The sequence below is a fragment of the Cerasibacillus sp. JNUCC 74 genome (assembly GCF_053667775.1).
In genome coordinates this window covers 1,751,058-1,769,267 of sequence record NZ_CM132207.1, presented here as the reverse complement: position 1 = coordinate 1,769,267, position 18,210 = coordinate 1,751,058, and the positions used below count along the sequence as shown (strand labels likewise).

Annotated in this window: 16 protein-coding genes; 4 read left to right on the top strand and 12 right to left on the bottom strand. The window is 36.2% G+C overall.

The window, feature by feature from the left end; translation table 11 throughout:
- Window positions 1-678 precede the first annotated feature (678 nt).
- A complete protein-coding gene (locus JNUCC74_RS07725) occupies window positions 679-1,068 on the top strand; it encodes a thioredoxin domain-containing protein (RefSeq protein WP_143695854.1) in 390 nt (129 codons plus the stop codon).
- Between the two features lie 299 nt (window positions 1,069-1,367).
- On the opposite strand, the gene lpdA is transcribed toward JNUCC74_RS07725, so the two are convergent.
- From lpdA to JNUCC74_RS07700, 5 genes are all read right to left on the bottom strand, one after another.
- Entirely contained in the window at window positions 1,368-2,774 is a 1,407-nt protein-coding gene (gene lpdA, locus JNUCC74_RS07720) for a dihydrolipoyl dehydrogenase (RefSeq protein ID WP_454067556.1), read from the bottom strand.
- Between the two features lie 3 nt (window positions 2,775-2,777).
- Window positions 2,778-4,043, bottom strand: a complete 1,266-nt coding sequence (locus tag JNUCC74_RS07715) for a dihydrolipoamide acetyltransferase family protein (protein ID WP_454067555.1) — start codon at window positions 4,041-4,043, stop codon at window positions 2,778-2,780.
- 23 nt (window positions 4,044-4,066) lie between these two features.
- Complete coding sequence (locus tag JNUCC74_RS07710; RefSeq protein WP_454067554.1) at window positions 4,067-5,044, bottom strand: alpha-ketoacid dehydrogenase subunit beta; 978 nt, start codon at window positions 5,042-5,044, stop codon at window positions 4,067-4,069.
- 3 nt (window positions 5,045-5,047) lie between these two features.
- Complete coding sequence (pdhA, locus tag JNUCC74_RS07705; protein ID WP_454067553.1) at window positions 5,048-6,130, bottom strand: pyruvate dehydrogenase (acetyl-transferring) E1 component subunit alpha; 1,083 nt, start codon at window positions 6,128-6,130, stop codon at window positions 5,048-5,050.
- 1,137 nt (window positions 6,131-7,267) lie between these two features.
- Window positions 7,268-7,954 (bottom strand): YkyA family protein, encoded by a 687-nt coding sequence (locus JNUCC74_RS07700; RefSeq protein WP_454067552.1) that lies wholly within the window; start codon window positions 7,952-7,954, stop codon window positions 7,268-7,270.
- 568 nt (window positions 7,955-8,522) lie between these two features.
- Between JNUCC74_RS07700 and def the strand changes: the two genes are divergently transcribed.
- Window positions 8,523-9,074 carry a peptide deformylase gene (def, locus tag JNUCC74_RS07695; protein WP_454067551.1) on the top strand — a complete coding sequence of 184 codons (552 nt, stop codon included), beginning with the start codon at window positions 8,523-8,525 and terminating at the stop codon, window positions 9,072-9,074.
- A 36-nt stretch (window positions 9,075-9,110) separates the two neighbouring features.
- Here the strand turns inward: def and JNUCC74_RS07690 are convergent, their stop codons facing one another.
- The gene (locus JNUCC74_RS07690) at window positions 9,111-9,884 is read right to left on the bottom strand and encodes a Cof-type HAD-IIB family hydrolase (RefSeq protein WP_454067550.1); all 774 of its coding nucleotides are present in this window, start codon (window positions 9,882-9,884) and stop codon (window positions 9,111-9,113) included.
- A gap of 974 nt (window positions 9,885-10,858) precedes the next feature.
- Here JNUCC74_RS07690 and JNUCC74_RS07685 point away from each other — a divergent pair.
- Window positions 10,859-11,068 carry a DNA-dependent RNA polymerase subunit epsilon gene (locus JNUCC74_RS07685; RefSeq protein WP_077320279.1) on the top strand — a complete coding sequence of 70 codons (210 nt, stop codon included), beginning with the start codon at window positions 10,859-10,861 and terminating at the stop codon, window positions 11,066-11,068.
- A 3-nt stretch (window positions 11,069-11,071) separates the two neighbouring features.
- Window positions 11,072-12,739 (top strand): ribonuclease J1, encoded by a 1,668-nt coding sequence (rnjA, locus tag JNUCC74_RS07680; protein WP_077320278.1) that lies wholly within the window; start codon window positions 11,072-11,074, stop codon window positions 12,737-12,739.
- Between the two features lie 38 nt (window positions 12,740-12,777).
- Here rnjA and JNUCC74_RS07675 read toward each other — a convergent pair whose 3' ends face one another.
- The 6 genes from JNUCC74_RS07675 to JNUCC74_RS07650 form a co-directional block, all read right to left on the bottom strand.
- A complete protein-coding gene (locus tag JNUCC74_RS07675; RefSeq protein WP_077320277.1) occupies window positions 12,778-13,443 on the bottom strand; it encodes a potassium channel family protein in 666 nt (221 codons plus the stop codon).
- A gap of 735 nt (window positions 13,444-14,178) precedes the next feature.
- Entirely contained in the window at window positions 14,179-15,045 is an 867-nt protein-coding gene (locus JNUCC74_RS07670; RefSeq protein WP_454065614.1) for an IS3 family transposase, read from the bottom strand.
- A complete protein-coding gene (locus tag JNUCC74_RS07665) occupies window positions 15,009-15,566 on the bottom strand; it encodes a helix-turn-helix domain-containing protein (protein ID WP_454065613.1) in 558 nt (185 codons plus the stop codon). Before JNUCC74_RS07665 ends, JNUCC74_RS07670 begins: the two co-directional genes overlap by 37 nt.
- 662 nt (window positions 15,567-16,228) lie before the next feature.
- Window positions 16,229-16,672 carry a TlpA family protein disulfide reductase gene (locus JNUCC74_RS07660; RefSeq protein WP_454067859.1) on the bottom strand — a complete coding sequence of 148 codons (444 nt, stop codon included), beginning with the start codon at window positions 16,670-16,672 and terminating at the stop codon, window positions 16,229-16,231.
- Between the two features lie 105 nt (window positions 16,673-16,777).
- The gene (locus JNUCC74_RS07655; protein WP_077320275.1) at window positions 16,778-17,020 is read right to left on the bottom strand and encodes a YkuS family protein; all 243 of its coding nucleotides are present in this window, start codon (window positions 17,018-17,020) and stop codon (window positions 16,778-16,780) included.
- 70 nt (window positions 17,021-17,090) lie between these two features.
- Window positions 17,091-18,206, bottom strand: coding sequence for an N-acetyldiaminopimelate deacetylase (locus tag JNUCC74_RS07650; RefSeq protein ID WP_454067549.1), 1,116 nt, complete (start codon window positions 18,204-18,206; stop codon window positions 17,091-17,093).
- Window positions 18,207-18,210 lie beyond the last annotated feature (4 nt).

The following is an 18,210-nucleotide window of genomic DNA, read 5'->3' as shown; positions in this document are numbered from 1 at the left end:
TAGAAGATGATTTCTATATTGAATAGGAGTCATCTTCTTTAACTACTATTGATAGCGGATTTATTTTGCCTTAACTTATCTAATGTTTGATAAGGATTTATAATCTACTTTGTCCTTGGAAAAAACGCTCTTTTTTTCGTGCATTGTCGAGGCCATCTTAGCTTTGAAAAAGAAAGGCACTTTTCCTTCATGTAGCGTGTACTGCTAACGAAACTTACCCTATCCCTATCCACCTAAATAAATTGGACATTTAGTTACCCTTTTCTCCCACTTTCACTTCTTCGTTTTCTCTATAACTGTGAAATAGGAGTCTTACGAAATCTAAATGCAGATAGAGCTTCGTCATTATTCCACCTTTCTCTTCTTACATAGATAAAACACATATTCCATTACGCGAAAAGCGAAGATACTTCCACGCAACTGGTCCATTCTGTCTTATTTCTTCCCAAGCTACGAATCGTTTCTAAAAGAATGGGTCGACATATCCAACTACTTATATATAGAATTTGCTAGTACATTCGACAAATAGCGATTATTTATTACTGTTTCATGTTAGAATTAGTAAATTTATTACCAAATCTAACATAACACTTTCAACTTGATAACAGTTTATTTACAGTAAAGTTTAGCACCTATATATTTGTTAAACTAATAAATAGGAATACGACATTAAAGTAGGTGAGGATAATTAAACGAATCGTCCCCTTTTTTATTTCTTTATTGCTACTGTTAGTTAGTTGCGGAGAGTCAAATGCTTCTATCATTAATATTATATCTTTTCAACCAAAAGAGTATGATGTGGTATTCTATACCCATTCCACTAATAATAAATTGGAAAACATCTATTACGATGCGATTATTGAAATTAAAGCTAATTATCCAAACGAATTTAGTCCTGTAGAAACCGAGAAAAAAGAACTTTCTGAAGTAAAAGAACTCATAGACCCTGCCTCCCCCACCTTGCTAATCGCAAAAAACGGAAAGACAGTTGAACGAATATCCGGGCAAGTATCCAAACAAGAAATTATGAAGAAGTTGAAACAAATAGTTGTAGAGGAAAAAACATAATTATATAATGTATCGCTTGATTCTGTATATGTATTTTTCATATCAGGAAAACTGCATTTCGCTATCGAAACTTCTCTGATCCTTAAAAAACATTAATTCTTCGCACAATGTATTTACTCTATTTGTCGACTCCGACGAATCGAGCACTTAGGTACCGAATAAAATGACGTGAGGAGTCCGTATCGACTATTTGTTGCATTAACTAGAAGAACTACGATATCCACCACGTAAGAACGGATACCGTTTGCCAGATAATAAAAAGGAGAGCAATCTTTAAAAGATTAGCTCTCCTTTTTATTTTATAACATATGAATTGGTGTACCTAAAGCAACTTCAGCAGCTTCCATGGTAATTTCTCCAAGCGTTGGATGTGCATGAATGGTTAAGGCGATATCCTCTGCTGTCATTCCAGCCTCGATAGCTAGTCCTAATTCTGCAATCATATCACTTGCGTTAGGGCCAGCAATTTGTGCACCAATAACTAAGCCATCCTCTTTACGTGTGATCAATTTCATAAATCCATCACTATCGTTTAATGACAACGCACGGCCATTAGCAGCAAATGGGAATTTAGCAGCTTTTACATCAAACCCAACATCTTTCGCTTCTTGTTCTGTATAACCAACGGTAGCTAATTCTGGTTCAGAGAATACAACTGCTGGCATACCAATATAGTCAATTTCAGCTTTTTCACCGCTAATTGCTTCAGCAGCTACTTTACCTTCATAAGAAGCCTTATGAGCTAATGGCATTCCTGGAACAACATCACCAATAGCATAGATATTATCAAAGTTTGTACGACATTGCTTATCAATTTTAATTAGACCACGATCATCCATTTCAATACCGACTTGTTCTAGTCCAAGTTCGTCTGTATTTGGACGGCGACCAACTGTTACCAATACATAATCAGCTTCAACGGTTTCTGATTTTCCATTAACTTCATATGTTACTTTTACACCGTCTTTTGACTCTTCCACACCTTTAGCCATTGCTTCTGTTATAATCGTAACATTTTTGTTTTTCAGGCGCTTTTTAACCACCTGTCTCATTTGTTTTTCGAAACCGCCAAGGATATCTTTCGTTCCTTCCAATACCGTAACTTCTGTACCGAAATTAGCGTAAGCAGTTCCCAGCTCCGTACCGATGTATCCTCCACCAATAACAACCATTTTTTTAGGAATTTCTTTAAGGTTAAGCGCACCTGTAGAATCTAAAACACGGTCGGAAAATTTAAAGCCTGGTATTTCAATTGGTCTAGAACCTGTTGCAATAATACAGTTATTAAATGTATATGTTTGGGACTTTTTATCATCCATGATTTTTACTGTGTTTTTATCTACAAAGTAAACTTCACCTTTAACAATATCAACTTTGTTCCCTTTTAATAGTCCTTGGACTCCAGAAGTAAGCTTTTTAACGACACTTCCCTTCCACTCTTGCACTTTGGCAAAATCTACGGACACATTTTCCGTTTTAATACCGAGTTCTTCATTACCTTGTGCATGTACAGCTAGATGGCCAGCTTGAATCAATGCTTTTGAAGGAATACATCCTACATTTAAACAAACACCACCTAATGCGCCTTTGTCCGCAATCGTTACTTTTTGTCCAAGTTGAGCAGCACGAATAGCTGCAACATATCCACCAGGACCAGCTCCAATAACAAGTGTGTCTACTTCAATTGGGAAATCTCCTACTACCATACCTTACGCCTCCATCATAATTAATTGTGGATCGCTTAATAATCGCTTGATTTGATTTAGAGCATTTTGTGCCGTAGCCCCATCAATAATGCGATGATCAAAGCTTAATGATAATGCTAGTACAGGTGCAATAACTACCTCTCCATCACGAGCAATTGGTTTTTCTGCAATACGTCCAATACCAAGAATTACTGCTTCTGGATAGTTTAGTACTGGAGTGAACCATTGACCGCCTGCAGATCCGATATTAGTGATTGTATTCGTTGCACCTTTCATCTCATCTGGTGCTAGTTTACCATTTCTAGCCTTGTCTGCCAATTCATTAATCTCTTTGGAAATTTCAAAAATAGATTTGCGATCAGCATGTTTAACAACTGGAACTAGTAAACCTTTATCTGTATCTGCTGCAATCCCAATATTATAGTAGTGTTTGTGAACAATTTCGTTTGTTTCATCATCTACAGAAGCATTAATGATTGGATACTTTTTCGATGCAGAAACTAACGCTTTTACAACGTATGGTAAATAAGTCAGCTTGATTTCCTGTTCGGCTGCAATTGGCTTAAATTTCTTACGATGAGCCACTAATGCAGTAACATCTACTTCATCTAGCAAGGTAACGTGAGGCGCTTTTGTTTTAGAATTAACCATTGCATTGGCTATTGCTTTGCGAATTCCACTCATTGCTTCACGAGTTTCTGGGAAGTCGCCTGCAGTAATTGGTGCAGCTGTTTTCTCTGCATTAGCTGTTTCTTCCGTTTTAGCCTCTGCTGCAGCGGGTTGATCTCCATTTAGATAACTATCAATATCTTCTTTCAGAATGCGGCCATTCTTTCCTGATCCAGTTACATCCGAAATGTTCACACCATTGTCGCGAGCATATTTTCTGACAGATGGCATTGCGATAACTCGTTTATCTTGATCTTTGTTGTCAGTAGCAGATTGAGTAGTTGCTTCTTTTGTTTCTTCAGCTTTAGGTGCTGGTGCTTCTTCTTCTGAATCTTCTGATGCCTCATCATCAGACTCATAACCCTCTGCATCAAATGAAATAAGTGTATCACCAACAACTGCTACTGTTCCTTCTTCAACATGAATTTTTTCTACTGTACCATCAACTGGAGAAGGGATTTCAACAACTGCTTTATCATTTTGAACCTCACATAGGACGTCATCCTCTTTTACTTCGTCACCTTCTTTGACGAACCACTTGACGATTTCACCTTCGTGAATTCCTTCTCCGATATCAGGTAATTTAAAATTAAAAGCCATAAATTTTTACCTCCTGTCTCTTATTAAAAGTTCATGACACTGTTTACTTTTTCAATGATGTCTTTGTGATTAGGCAACCATACTTCTTCCGCTTCAGAAAATGCATAAACGGTGTCAGGAGCGGTAACACGTAATACAGGAGCTTCTAGATGCAAAATGGCACGTTCTTGAATTTCTGCAATAACATTTGCAGCAACCCCTGCTTGACGTTGAGCCTCTTGAACAACAACAACACGATTTGTTTTCTTTACGGATGTAATAATTGTATCAATATCTAGCGGTGAAATAGTACGTAAGTCAATAACTTCAGCGCTTATTCCGTCTTTTTCCAGTTCGTCTGCTGCTTTAAGGCAAGCATGAACCATTGCGCCATAAGCAATTAATGTCACATCTGTACCTTCTCGTTTTACATCAGCTTTATCTAAGTCAATGGTATACTCTTCTTCAGGAACCTCTTCACGAAATGAGCGGTACAGCTTCATATGTTCTAAGAATAACACTGGATCGTTATTACGAATTGCTGAGATCAACAAGCCTTTTGCATCATACGGCGTTGATGGAATGACTACTCTAATTCCTGGTTGTTGAGCAATTAATCCTTCTAAAGAGTCAGCATGTAATTCTGGCGTATGCACTCCGCCGCCAAATGGTGAGCGAATTGTAATAGGATTGATGTGTGTACCACCAGAGCGATAACGCATACGTGACATTTGTCCGTTAATTGAATCCATTACTTCATAAACGAAGCCGAAGAATTGAATTTCTGGTACAGGGCGAAATCCTTGTAAAGCAAGTCCAATGGAAAGACCGCCAATTCCTGATTCTGCTAGTGGTGTATCAAATACACGTTCTTCACCAAACTCAGCTTGTAATCCATCAGTAGCACGGAACACACCGCCATTTTTGCCGACATCTTCCCCAAATACAAGCACATTTTCATCATTTTTGAGTTCTGTGCGTAACGCGTCTGTAATGGCTTGAATCATTGTCATCTGTGCCATGATTTACTTCGACTCCTTTTCTTTATATTCTTCCATTTGTTCTTGTAAATTATATGGAAGTTCTTCAAACATATTTGAAATTAAATCTGTAACTTTTTGTTTTGGATATTGGTCAGCTTGTTTAATAGCTTTCTTAATATCTTCTTTCGCTTCTTCAATCACTTTATTTTCTTCTTCTTCTGACCAAAGGTTTTTACTTTCTAGAAACTTACGGAAACGAACAAGTGGATCTTTCTTTTCCCATTCGTTATCCAAGTCTTCCGTACGGTAACGAGTTGGATCGTCCCCAGCCATTGTATGTGGACCATAACGATAAGTTATTGTCTCAATAAGCATTGGACCATTACCGCTAATTGCATGATCTCTTGCATGCTTCGTAGCAGCATAGACAGCCAGTACGTCCATACCATCAACTTGAATACCTTCTATCCCAGCAGCTACCGCTTTTTGTGCGAGTGTTTTAGCATTTGTTTGCTTTTCAACTGGAACGGAAATAGCGAAGAAGTTATTTTGTACAACGAAAATCGCTGGTGCTTTAAATGCTCCTGCAAAGTTAATTCCTTCATAAAAATCACCTTGAGAAGTTCCGCCATCACCAGTATAAGTAATTGCAACATTTTTCTTGCCGCGCTTCTTCATTCCTAATGCTACACCAGCAGCTTGAACATATTGTGCACCAATAATAATCTGTGGACTTAGTGCATGAACTCCTTCTGGCATTTGATTTCCATGAAAATGACCTCTAGAAAATAAAAATGCTTGGTATAATGGAAGTCCGTGCCAAATTAATTGTGGTACATCCCTATATCCTGGAAGAATAAAATCTTCTTTTTCAAGCGCAAATTGGCTTCCTAACTGTGATGCTTCCTGTCCTGCAGTTGGAGCATAGAAACCCAGGCGACCTTGACGATTTAATGCAATAGAGCGCTGATCTAATACTCTAGTGTAAACCATTCTGCGCATAAGCTCTTTTAATTCATCATCTGAAAGATCGGGCATATCATCTTTATTGACAATCTTTCCATCTTCGTTAAGAATTTGGAACGTTTCGAACTGACTTTCAACACTTTCTAATACGTGTTTCAAAATAGTTCACCTCTTCCTTTCCTATATCCTTTTAGTATTATTATTTCTAGCCTACCCCAAAAACGAAAAAAACTGTACTTCTTTTAAAGGTGTTCCCTTTTTTGATTGTGAATAATCCCCAGAAGACGTACAATCATACCATTAGCTGTTAACTGTTAATGATTATTTGCACTTACTAGAGAAAGATATTCACAAAACTGTTACATAAAAACGCAAAAAAATATTAGTACAATTTCTTTTCATCTAAATTCTAGCCTAATTATTTGTAACGGTCAAACACTTTGTCTTCATTATGTACTTTTTACATAAATTGAAAAATAACCATTTTTATTAAAACGCTTTCTTCTCTCTCTGTTATAGTACTTTTTATTATCTGTATTATTACAAGCAATTATTTTCCAATATGGAAATTGCTTGCTATCTCATATCTTATACAGCTTGTTAAGTTCGCGAATTACAGCCGTGCTCTCCGACCTGTTGTGTATTCGATGCTTCCCACTTGCATTTATACTTGTACAAAAAATTACGGAATGCATGTTCATATTTAACTTTTCACGAAAAAAAGCTAGAAGCGCTCTTTTAGCAGTGCGTAAATGGAAGCTCTTCTGACAAGACAAAATAATGGAAACTTCATTCAAGGTACAATTTTCTCCTTGAAAAATCGTGATGCTTATTCAAGAAGCTTTCCTTGTCCTGTCAATCCGAATCGAGATTTAGAAGCAGTTTTTCTCATCCGTACGCAAAATTATAAGCACATTTTGAAATAAGAAAAATAGGGTCTTTACATTCGAGATAAAGAAAATAGGCCACTGTTGCAGGGGTATGCCAACGCCTGAACGGCAAGCTCGCTTTTAGCCGGCCTTCCTTTAGGTTTGAGTCGATGTTAGCTTATCGCAGGAAGGCGATCAGAATGTGCTTATACGCTTAAGTGCTTAAGTTAGAAGAAGTTACTTTTTTAGAAAAAACTTGGCTTGTCGCCAAGTCTTTATGGCGAAAGCTGTAGTTTTTCTTATATGATAAACCTAAAATTTTATGCTTTCCTATAGTGCAAAAAAGAAGTTATCCACCATGTACAAAAGAAATATCGTTTTCTAAACTTAAAAAAGCACCTCCTTTTTTAGAGAATGCTTTTAAACCTTACTTTTCTTCAGATGGTTGCTTGTCCGTATCTTTATTAACTACTTCTATCCCTGCCTGTTTATAAAAGTCTTGCTTAGCTTTATTATATTCTTGTGTATATTGATTAAATTCTTTATTAAACTCAATTACTTTACTGTAGGTTTCATTTATTTTATTAACTTGATCTGTTAAAGTCTTTTGTTCTAGATCTTTTTTAGGCAGCATTTCATATATTTCTTTTTCTAACTTTAACGCATCGTTGTAGGCTTTATTTAATTTACCATAGGAATCATAACGCTGAGTCATTATTTTGTTCATTTTTTTAGCGGTTGCTTTTACTTCTTTATCTTCCAGATCATTTATTAATTCCTCAATATTTGAAAATTCTTCTCTAGCCTGTTTAATACTTTCCTGCTCTTTTTCAATTGCATCTTTTCGTTTATCAACCGTTTCAAGTGCTTGTTCCGAACGTTTTTTTATTTGATCCATTTCATCCATGCCTAGATCGATTATTTCATTATAGATTTTTTGTTCTTGCTTTTCTAAATCTGTTATTTTACTTTGCTGTTTTTCAAACCCTTCTTCTAAAGCTACCGCTTCTTCCAAATGGTTCTGGATTTTTTCTTCTGGGGTTTTACTACTACACGCAGTGGTTAAAATTGAAAGTATAATTACTGCGATAATTGTTAACTTCTTTATTGACATGAAACTCTAACCTCCTACAACTTTGCTGAATCAAATATTATGTTTTTTAGTATAACATAAATCAGTTTGTACAAAAATTAAAAACGGACAAGGTAATTTTTCTATTCATAAAGTCAAACTCCACTCATGAAACGTTTTTCCTTACGAAAGAGTAGAACACATTACAGGAGACCTTGAAAAAATCATGTATCGTTGTCGTAGTACCTTCTTATTCTTGAAAAACCGCGAAGTATCGCTGTCGTGGTTGTTTCTTGTCCTTAAAAAATCGCGATGTTTATTCAAGAAACTTCTCTGTCCTGTCGCCCGAACGTATCGGGGATTTAGGAGCTGTTACTCCTCCGTATTCTTTTCTACAACTTTTGAAGTACGAAATCCTTACGGCGATTAAGTGCGGGATGAAACGTTCTTCCGATCTAAAAAATTTGTAATATAACAGTAATCGCGCTTGTCTTCTTTTTTAAAATGAACATATTAGCGCCCCCGTCTCTATCCAATAGTCAAAATATGCTATAACACATATAAATATGATAAAATAATTAATGGAAAGTTGGAATAGGAGTGGTACGTTGTGATTACTATGAAAGACATTGTTCGAGAGGGTCACCCTTCACTGACAAAAGTTTCTGAAGAAGTAACAATCCCGCTAGAAGGCGAAGATAAAGATTTGCTAGAAAAAATGCTTCAATTTCTAAAAAATAGTCAAGATGATGAAATGGCTAAAAAATATCAATTACGTGCCGGTGTTGGCTTAGCTGCACCCCAGCTTGGAGTGAATAAACGTTTAATAGCAGTTCACTTTGAAGCACCAAATGGAAGAAAATATAGCTATGGACTGGCTAATCCTAAAATCATCAGTCATTCTGTAGAAAAAACGTACCTTCCAGGCGGGGAAGGCTGCTTATCTGTAGATCGTGATGTGGAAGGTTTTGTTCCACGGCATGCACGGATAACCGTAACCGCAACAACGATGGAAGGAGAACCTGTGAAATTACGCTTAAAAGGCTATGCAGCGGTTGTTTTTCAGCACGAGATTGATCATTTAAACGGTATTATGTTCTATGATCACATTAATAAACAAAACCCGTTTGCTGTTCCTGAGAACGCAAAACCTGTAGAATAAATATAGCGGCAGCTGTCTAACTGCCGCTATATTTTTTTAAATTAATCTTAACTGTTTTAACCCCTTAGCTATCCCATCTTTTTCAACATGATCTGTTGTATAATCAGCTACTGTTTTCAGTGCCTGAATAGCATTACCCATTGCTACACCAGTGCCGATTTCCTTAATCATCTCCATATCATTTAAACCGTCTCCAAATGCATACGTATCTGCAATATTTAATCCGCTTGCTTCAATTAATTTTTTAACTCCAACAGCCTTTGAACCGCCTTGAGGTATAATATCGCATGAATACTCATGCCAGCGTAAAAAGTGTAATGCTTTATGGTCCTTTGCAAATAACTTTTCTTCTTTCTGTTTACAAAATAGTAGTGCTTGATAAATCGACTCCTGTTCATAAAAAGCAGGGTCGACATCCGGGTAACTAAAATCTAAGCTTTTTAGACTTTCATTAATAAACGGGTGATCCGGAACTGTTGCCTTCATTTGTTGGTGATTCATAAAAACGATCGGAAATTTATGTTTCAGAGTTGCTTGGTACAAATCCGCCAGTTCATCGTTGTTGATCGGATTTGTATAAACCTCTTCTCCTTCAAACACCACATATTGTCCATTAAAGCTAACAAATGAGTGAATATTTAATTCTTTACGAATATGTTCAAACATAAATGGAGCTCTTCCGGTGGCTATGGCTACATAAACTCCATTATCCTGCAGCTGTTTAATCGCTTGCTTAGTGGAGCTTGGGATTTTGTTTGTTTCGTTTAATATAGTACCATCAATATCAAAGAACACAATTTTTTTATGCATATTTCTTCCCCTTCTTTCTCTCAATGTATAAAATATTTTTCTCTGCTTAAACTAAGTATAGTTATAAGAATACTTCATTCAGTAGAACTTGCCTTTATCCCCTACTGAATTCTCCCTGCCTCTTGTCGACCCAAGCGATTGGACAATTCAGCACCATTACGTTAGCTTCCACTTAGACTTCTTCGTACTCTCTATAACTCTTAAGTAAGAGTTTGACAGCTTAGATGCAGGGGAAATTCAACGGAAAACCGATGAAGGTGTATGCTTATCTTAATTATTGTCTCGTAGACGATGAACAAATAAATCTTTTTACGAAAAAAGTATAAAGTGAATCTTCAAATCAGTGGGGGGTTTTCTTTTATCTCCCACTGATTTGTTAGAATGAACGGAATCGGGTATTTGACTCGCAGTTGGTTCCTCCACTTATCTTCCCAGGGTTCGGCTCATAAAACATGGAAGTAGAGGTCTTACTGCTAATTACATGTGGCATAAACAACTATAACAGGTAATTACGGAATGGGCACCAATCAAAATTTCCAAGCATACTACCCAGTTGCCATCATAAATATTTTTAAGAAATAACGTATTTTTATTTCAAAATTCCTCAACTCATACTATACTATAGGTAAGAGGGATTGGATCGGTAGATTGTATTTCTTGCTTTTCTTAGAATTTTGAAAGGAGCTGACACGTCATGTTAAAGCGTCTAAAAGAAAAGCTTAAGAAACGCTGGAAAGACTTTTTAGGTCAAGGACGTGTACCAACTACTTGTAAAAAAGACTACCATTAATCATCGATATTATTACCCAATCACAATAAAGGTACCATAAATATCGGGAAAAAGACAAAAAATAACGTGATTTGGAAAAATGACGGAGCCGTTTTAATGGTGATTTAAAAAGGTAGGATATTTGTTTAGCAAAAAATCGTGTTCAATTATAGAAATAAAAATGAAACAATCAAGGAGAGATGAGATGATTTATAAAATATTATATCAAGAGCGGGCTGATGAAATTCCTGTTCGAGAAAGAACAAAATGTGCATACGTTGAAGGAGAATCTGTCAGAGAAGTTAGAACAAGAATAAACGAACGCAAGTATAATATTGAATATATTCAAGCACTAGATGAAGCACATTTAGCATATGAAAAACAATCCGAAGATTTTCACGTGGAGAACATCTAACCAATGAAGTTTGTAAAAAATGACCAAGCTGCTGTTTTTGCTCTAGGCGGACTTGGAGAAATTGGTAAAAATACGTATGGTGTTCAATTTCAAGATGAGATTATTTTAATTGATGCAGGGATTAAATTCCCTGAAGATGAATTGCTTGGAATTGATTATGTTATTCCTGACTACACGTATTTAGTGCAAAATCAGGACAAAATCAAAGGATTATTTATTACTCATGGGCATGAAGATCATATTGGAGGCATTCCTTATCTTCTCCGTGAGCTTAATGTGCCAATATATGCTGGTAAACTTGCGATAGGATTAATACGAAACAAATTAGATGAACACGGTCTATTAAGAAATGCTAAATTAATCACCATTGAAGAAGACGATTATATTAAGTTCCGTAAAACCTCGGTCAGCTTTTTCCGAACAACCCATAGCATTCCCGATTCATATGGTATTGTTGTAAAAACTCCACCAGGAAACATTGTTCACACAGGTGACTTTAAATTTGATTTTACACCCGTTGGTGAACCTGCTAACTTAACAAGAATGGCAGAAATTGGCAGTGAGGGAGTACTTTGTCTACTATCAGATAGTACGAATAGTGAAGTTCCCGGGTTTACATTATCAGAAAAAGTGGTTGGAGGTAATATAAAAGATATTTTTAGCAGAGTTGATGGAAGAGTTATCTTTGCTACATTTGCATCAAATATCTATCGACTACAGCAAGTAGTAGAAGCTTCTGTCCAAAATAACCGAAAGATTGCTGTATTTGGCAGAAGCATGGAGTCGGCTATTAATCTGGGACAAGAATTAGGCTATATTCAAGCTCCAAAAGATACGTTTATTGATGCAAATCAAATTAATCGTCTACCTGCTCAAGAAGTAACTATCCTTTGTACCGGATCCCAAGGTGAACCAATGGCTGCTTTATCACGAATTGCTAATGGTACTCATCGACAAATTCAAATCATTCCCGGTGATACAGTTGTATTCTCTTCGTCCCCAATCCCTGGAAATACAATTAGTGTTAGCCGGACGATTAATAAATTATACCGAGCAGGAGCAGACGTTATTCACGGCAAACTTACAAACATCCATACCTCTGGTCATGGTAGTCAAGAAGAACAAAAATTAATGCTACGGTTAATAAAACCAAAGTTCTTTATGCCGATTCATGGAGAATATCGCATGCTAAAAGAACATGTCAAATTGGCGGCTGCTTGTGATGTTGATCCAAATAATTGCTTCGTCATGGACAATGGAGATGTTTTGGCTTTAGGAAAGGATATTGCTACGATTGCTGGAAAAATCCCTTCTGGCTCCATTTATGTTGATGGAAACGGAGTCGGAGATATCGGTAATATCGTGTTACGAGATCGCCGAATCCTTTCTGAAGAAGGTTTAGTGATTGTCGTAGTAAGTATTAATATGAAAGAGTTCAAAGTTTCTGCAGGTCCTGATATTATTTCACGAGGCTTTGTTTATATGAGGGAATCTGAAGACTTGATCAATGAAGCTCAAAAATTAGTATCTGCTCACTTAGAAAAAGTAATGGAACGTAAAACAACTCAATGGTCAGAAATCAAAAATGAAATTACCGATACAATCGCCCCATTTCTTTATGATAAAACAAAGCGCCGCCCGATGATCTTACCAATTATTATGGAAGTATAAAAAACAAACAGCCAGATCCTTTTCTGGCTGTTTGTTTTTTATTCTTCTATAACTAAATGCTTTTCAAACCGAGAAATATCTTTATCCGCACCTATTACAATTAAAATATCGCCTTCTAAAAAACGATGGTCAGCACTTGGTGAAACATTAATATCTTTTCCATGCTTAATTGCGACAACGTTACAGCCATAATTTGCCCGTATATCCAGTTCCACCAATGTTTTACCAAGCATCTTTTCTCCAACCTTCACTTCTACAATACTATGGTCATCCGAAAGCTCTAAGTAATCTAAAATATTATTGGATATAATACTATGGGCGATTCGTTTTCCCATATCCCTCTCCGGATGTACAACTTGATCTGCCCCAATTTTATTTAAAATTTTGGCGTGGTAATCATTTTGTGCTTTGACGGTTATTTTTTTAATTCCTAACTCGGTTAAAATAACTGTCGTTAAAATACTAGCTTGAATATTATCACCAATTGCAACAATAACATGATCAATATTTTTAATTCCTAACTCTTTAAGAGACACTTCATCCGTTGCATCAGCAATTACTGCATGAGACGCTATATTTTTATATTCATTAATACGATCTTCGTTATTATCAATAGCAAGTACTTCCATTCCTTCCATGCTTAACTCTTTACAAATGCTTCCGCCAAATCTTCCTAAGCCAATTACTGCAAATTCTCGTTTCATGCTGTTTCCTCCATCTTTCTTCTTTGTTCATAACTTATCATCGTCACTTTAGTTCTACTATACTAAATTATGTCTCGTAACAAAAGACTTTTATCCCTTTAATAATCAGCTACTAACTGTACATCAAATCCAGGGTTAACTCTTAGAATATTGAATTAACTTCACTTCCCTATATTACCGATGTTATTGTTTCTTGTACATTATTTTTGAATTAATAAGTATACATTTTTATGAAACTTGACTAGCCTGAAGACTTCGATACCGTAACCTGACAGTAACGCATTTAATACATAATACCTACTGATTTTCACCCTCAACTTTTATACTTTGATTCACTACCCTATTTTACGTAACAAAGCGTCAAGTGCTCGGTCAGTGATTACAATCTGGAAAACTTCTGACGAGATAGAATGAAACTTCATTCAAGAGTATTTTCTCCTGGAAAAAGAACAACGCTTTTTAGACATATATTCTATCGTGATGATACCAGTACCGAATAATTCTTTTTCCCATTAAAAAACGGCGACTTTGTATTAGTACATCCTAAACCTATTTTGTATGCCACCTTAAAAGTTTAAATTTTGACATATGATCGGCAAGCTAATTTGCTTAAAGTTTAAACCTTTAATCCAAGCTAGGATTTTGCCAGTAAAAAGAGACTGGGACATAAGAAATACTAAATAGCAAAAACCGAACAATTCATTTATGTGATTACCCCCAAAAGTTAGAGTTTTATTATACAGTTGATTGGCTGGATTGCGTTCGATACTCGACTGGGCTCAGCCCGGCCAATTTTTCTTTTATTCGTTCATGATTATACCAATAGATATATTCTTCAATCCGACTTTTTAATTCTTCATAGCTTACTAATTTTTCTCCATAATACATTTCTTGTTTTAAAATGCCAAAAAAATTCTCCATGGAAGCATTATCCGCACAGGTTGCTTTTCTAGACATGCTTTGGAATACTTTATTCTCTTTTAATGTTCTCACCCATTGGTTGTGTTGGTAATGAAAGCCTTGGTCAGAATGGATGGTGGTGCGATAGGTTGCATGATTCTTTATTATCTCTATCGTTTCTTTTAAAGGTTCTATGACAAGATCTAACGTTGGACGTTCCTTGATTTTATACGCAATAATTTCTCCGTTATAAAGGTCAAGAATCGGATTTAAATATAACTTCTCTTCACTTAGACATTTGAATTCTGTAATATCGGTTACTAATTTTTGAAGAGGAATTGGCGTGTTAAAACGGCGAGACAATCGGTTTTTCGCCACTTTTCCAACGTTTCCCTTATAGGAATTGTATTTACGGGATTTTCGCATAAATTTCACACATTTCAATCCCAATTCGCACATAATGCGATATACTTTTTTATGGTTGATAACGTATCCTAATTTATTTAGTTCTCTAGTAATACGTTTATAGCCATAACGTTCATGGAACTTTTTAAATAAATCGATAATGATTTTTTTTAGTACTTTGTCTGAATCTTCTCTGCCAAAATTTTTCACATGATAGTGATAGGTTGCTTCAGGTATGCCCACAATAAGGAGAATATCTTTTAATCGGAATCCTTCTTCTTTAAGTCCAAATGCCACCTTTGCCTGTGCTTTTCGTGGAAGGCATTTGGATTCTCCCGAAAAGCTCGTAGCTTTTTTAGGTACGCATTTTCTAGCCTTAATAGTTCATTCTCTCGTTCTAATATTTCTTCACGTGTTAACTTTTTTTCTTCCTTTTTCTTCCGTTTATTGGGTTTCTTAGACATAGAAGACTCCCCCTTTGGTTTCAGGCCTTCTACTCCTTGTTCCTTAAATTCTTTCATCCAGCGTCTAATTAAGGAAGGGTTGTTCAATTTAAATTGAACAGCAGTTTCTAAAAAAGTAGCACCTGTCTTTAACACAAATTGTATCGTATTTAATTTAAATCGAACAGGATAAAACTTCCTAGCTTTTTTTCTTTTTAACCCATCCATTCCCTGAGACTTATAGACTTTCACCCATTCAAATATTGGTGTTGCGCTACCCATATTATATTTTTTTGCCAATAATTTATATCCTAGGTTGCCATATAAATACTCGGTGACAAGATTTATTTTAAATTCTTCACTATATTTAGCCATAAAAACACCCCCGAAAATTAGATTTTCTACTCTAACTTTCGGGGGTCGGCACCTTATAATTGTTCGGTTTGTTTGTGTTTAGAAAAACTTGACTTGTCGCCAAGTCCTTAGCGAAAGCCGCAGTTTTTCTTATACGATAAAGCGAAACTTCATTCAGTAGGAGTTTTCTTCCATTTCCTACTGAATGTTAGTACCTCGGGGGGTATGACCTAAAGACCCTTAAAACGAATTGGGCATTTAGGTGCCGTTTTCTTCCACTTAGACCTTTTATATCAACTCAAGATTTTGAAGTGAGAGTCTTACGGCACCTTACCTTACATGCGGGATAAAGCCTAAAATTTTATACTTTACTATAGTACAAGGACGATTTATGGTTCGTTTTTTAATCAGCTGTTTTCGTTTTGTCCCAGCCTCTTTGATCAGACTCATTTTCTAAAATCATTATATTGTATAAGACGTCTAAATCCCCGATTCGTTCGGATCGGCATAACAAAGAAAGCTCTAAAACGACACATTATACGTAGAAAAAGTGTTTTTCTTTTTCTAGGACAAGGAAAGCTCCTTGAATAAACATCGCGGTTTTCCAAGGACGTTGCGATTTAAGCATTTATCTTATTTTCTTTCGTGGAGGAAAAAAGTGCTCCACAAAATGAAGTTTCACTTTACCTAATTAGCCGCCGTATTTGTTTTTCCAGCAACTTTGCATTTACTTTACCTCTCTGAATATAACGTAACTTCCCGGAGTGGTCAAATAAATAATATGCGGGAACAAAATGAATGTTAAAAGCTTTGGATAATGATTCTTCATTATCGATAGCAATCGGTTCGGTTAAATCATTTTCAGCTGCTACGCTACGAATTTCATCCAAATCCAAATCCATATCATCCTCAGATAAAGGGGTATGCACAGAAATTACTTGCAATGTATCAGCATAAGTATCTCGTATTCGCACAAAGCTAGGCATTGCTTTTTTGCAAAGTTTACAACTTACTGACCAAAATTGGACACATATTGGTTTACCACTAATTGTTTCCGTAGTTAATGGTTCCGTATTTAGCCATTCTTTCACTACACCAAATTCCGGTATTTTTTCATTTAAACGCATCTTCACCCATTCCTCCTGCATCATCCTCTTAGAATTTGCTAATACCACTATCTTTATATGATTATTAACATAAAAAGGTTCTTGTAGGAGGAAACAGGTGAATAATCACGATAATTTATGATTTACCATTTGACAAACTTCTTCGGCACTCATACCCTGTGCATTAATTACAGACCCAGCGATTGCTGCTTCTGTGATTCCCATTACATCCTTATCCTGACCCGAAATAATACAGCAATCACAGTAAGCAGCATCTTCTCCGTTTCGTAAGTCTACTACTTCATGACCCATTTCCATCAACGCTTCTTTTACATTAGCAAGACTTTCTTCCACACCTATTCTCGCCATTCTAATGCCTCCTCTAATTATGTTGTATTACATAGATAGATTCTGCATTAGTATAAAAACTATACACCGGTCATTCAGAAAGCTGAGAAATCATCCGGGTTACAGCATCTAAACCAACAGTTAGTGCCTCTTCATCTGGGTTGAGCTGTGCATCGTGAAGACCGAATGGAGAATTAACACCAAGCCAAAACATAAAGCCAGGTATCTCCTTCATAAAATAACCAAAATCTTCACCAGTCATAGCCGCTTCCGCTTGTTTGTATTCTATACCTGAACCGTCCAGAGCCTGTTGAAATTTTTCTACCATATCAGCTCGATTATACACTTGATAATAATTGGCGCCATAATCTACCTGAATAGAGCAATCATAAGCAATTTCGAAACCTTTCATTAGCTTTTCCAATTGCTTTTTTACGATGTGAATTGTCTCTGGATGCTGGGTTCGAATCGTTCCTTCCAGCCGAGCAGTTTCTGCAATAGCATTTTGGACGTAGCCACTCTCCATTTTTCCAACTGTAACAACAGCACTTTCCAACGGATTTATATTTCTGGAAACAATTTGCTGCATTTGAACAATAAAACTGCTCGCAGCAACCGTCATATCTTTGGCTATATGTGGATATGCAGCATGTCCTCCTTTACCAATAAAATCAATAAATAATTCACTCGTATTTGCAAATAGTAAACCTGGTTTACTTGCTACCGTACCAACAGGTAATTCTGGAGCAATATGCAGGGCAAAAATAACATCAGGACGCCAAGTATTAAACTCTTTCGATTGTAACAATGGAAGAGCACCGCCTGGACCTTCTTCCGCTGGTTGAAATATAAACAAACAATCATCTGTAATTGGCTCAGAAATCACACGTTCTAAAGCACCAAGCGCAATGGTCATATGAAAATCATGTCCACAAGCGTGCATTCTCCCTTCATGCTGTGAAGCGAACGAAAAGTTTGTTTTTTCTGTGATCGGCAATCCATCGATATCAGCTCGGAAGCCAATTATTTTTTTTGGTGCCGTTCCCTTTACAAAGACTAATATTCCCGTCTTCCATAACTGGATCGACACACGTTCCGTTTGCAGTCCTTTTATTTTACGTACCAAGTATTGTTGGGTTTTCGTTTCCTGAAAACCCAATTCCGGTATTTGATGTAAATCTCTGCGGATTTGTTGTAAGTTTAACATATTA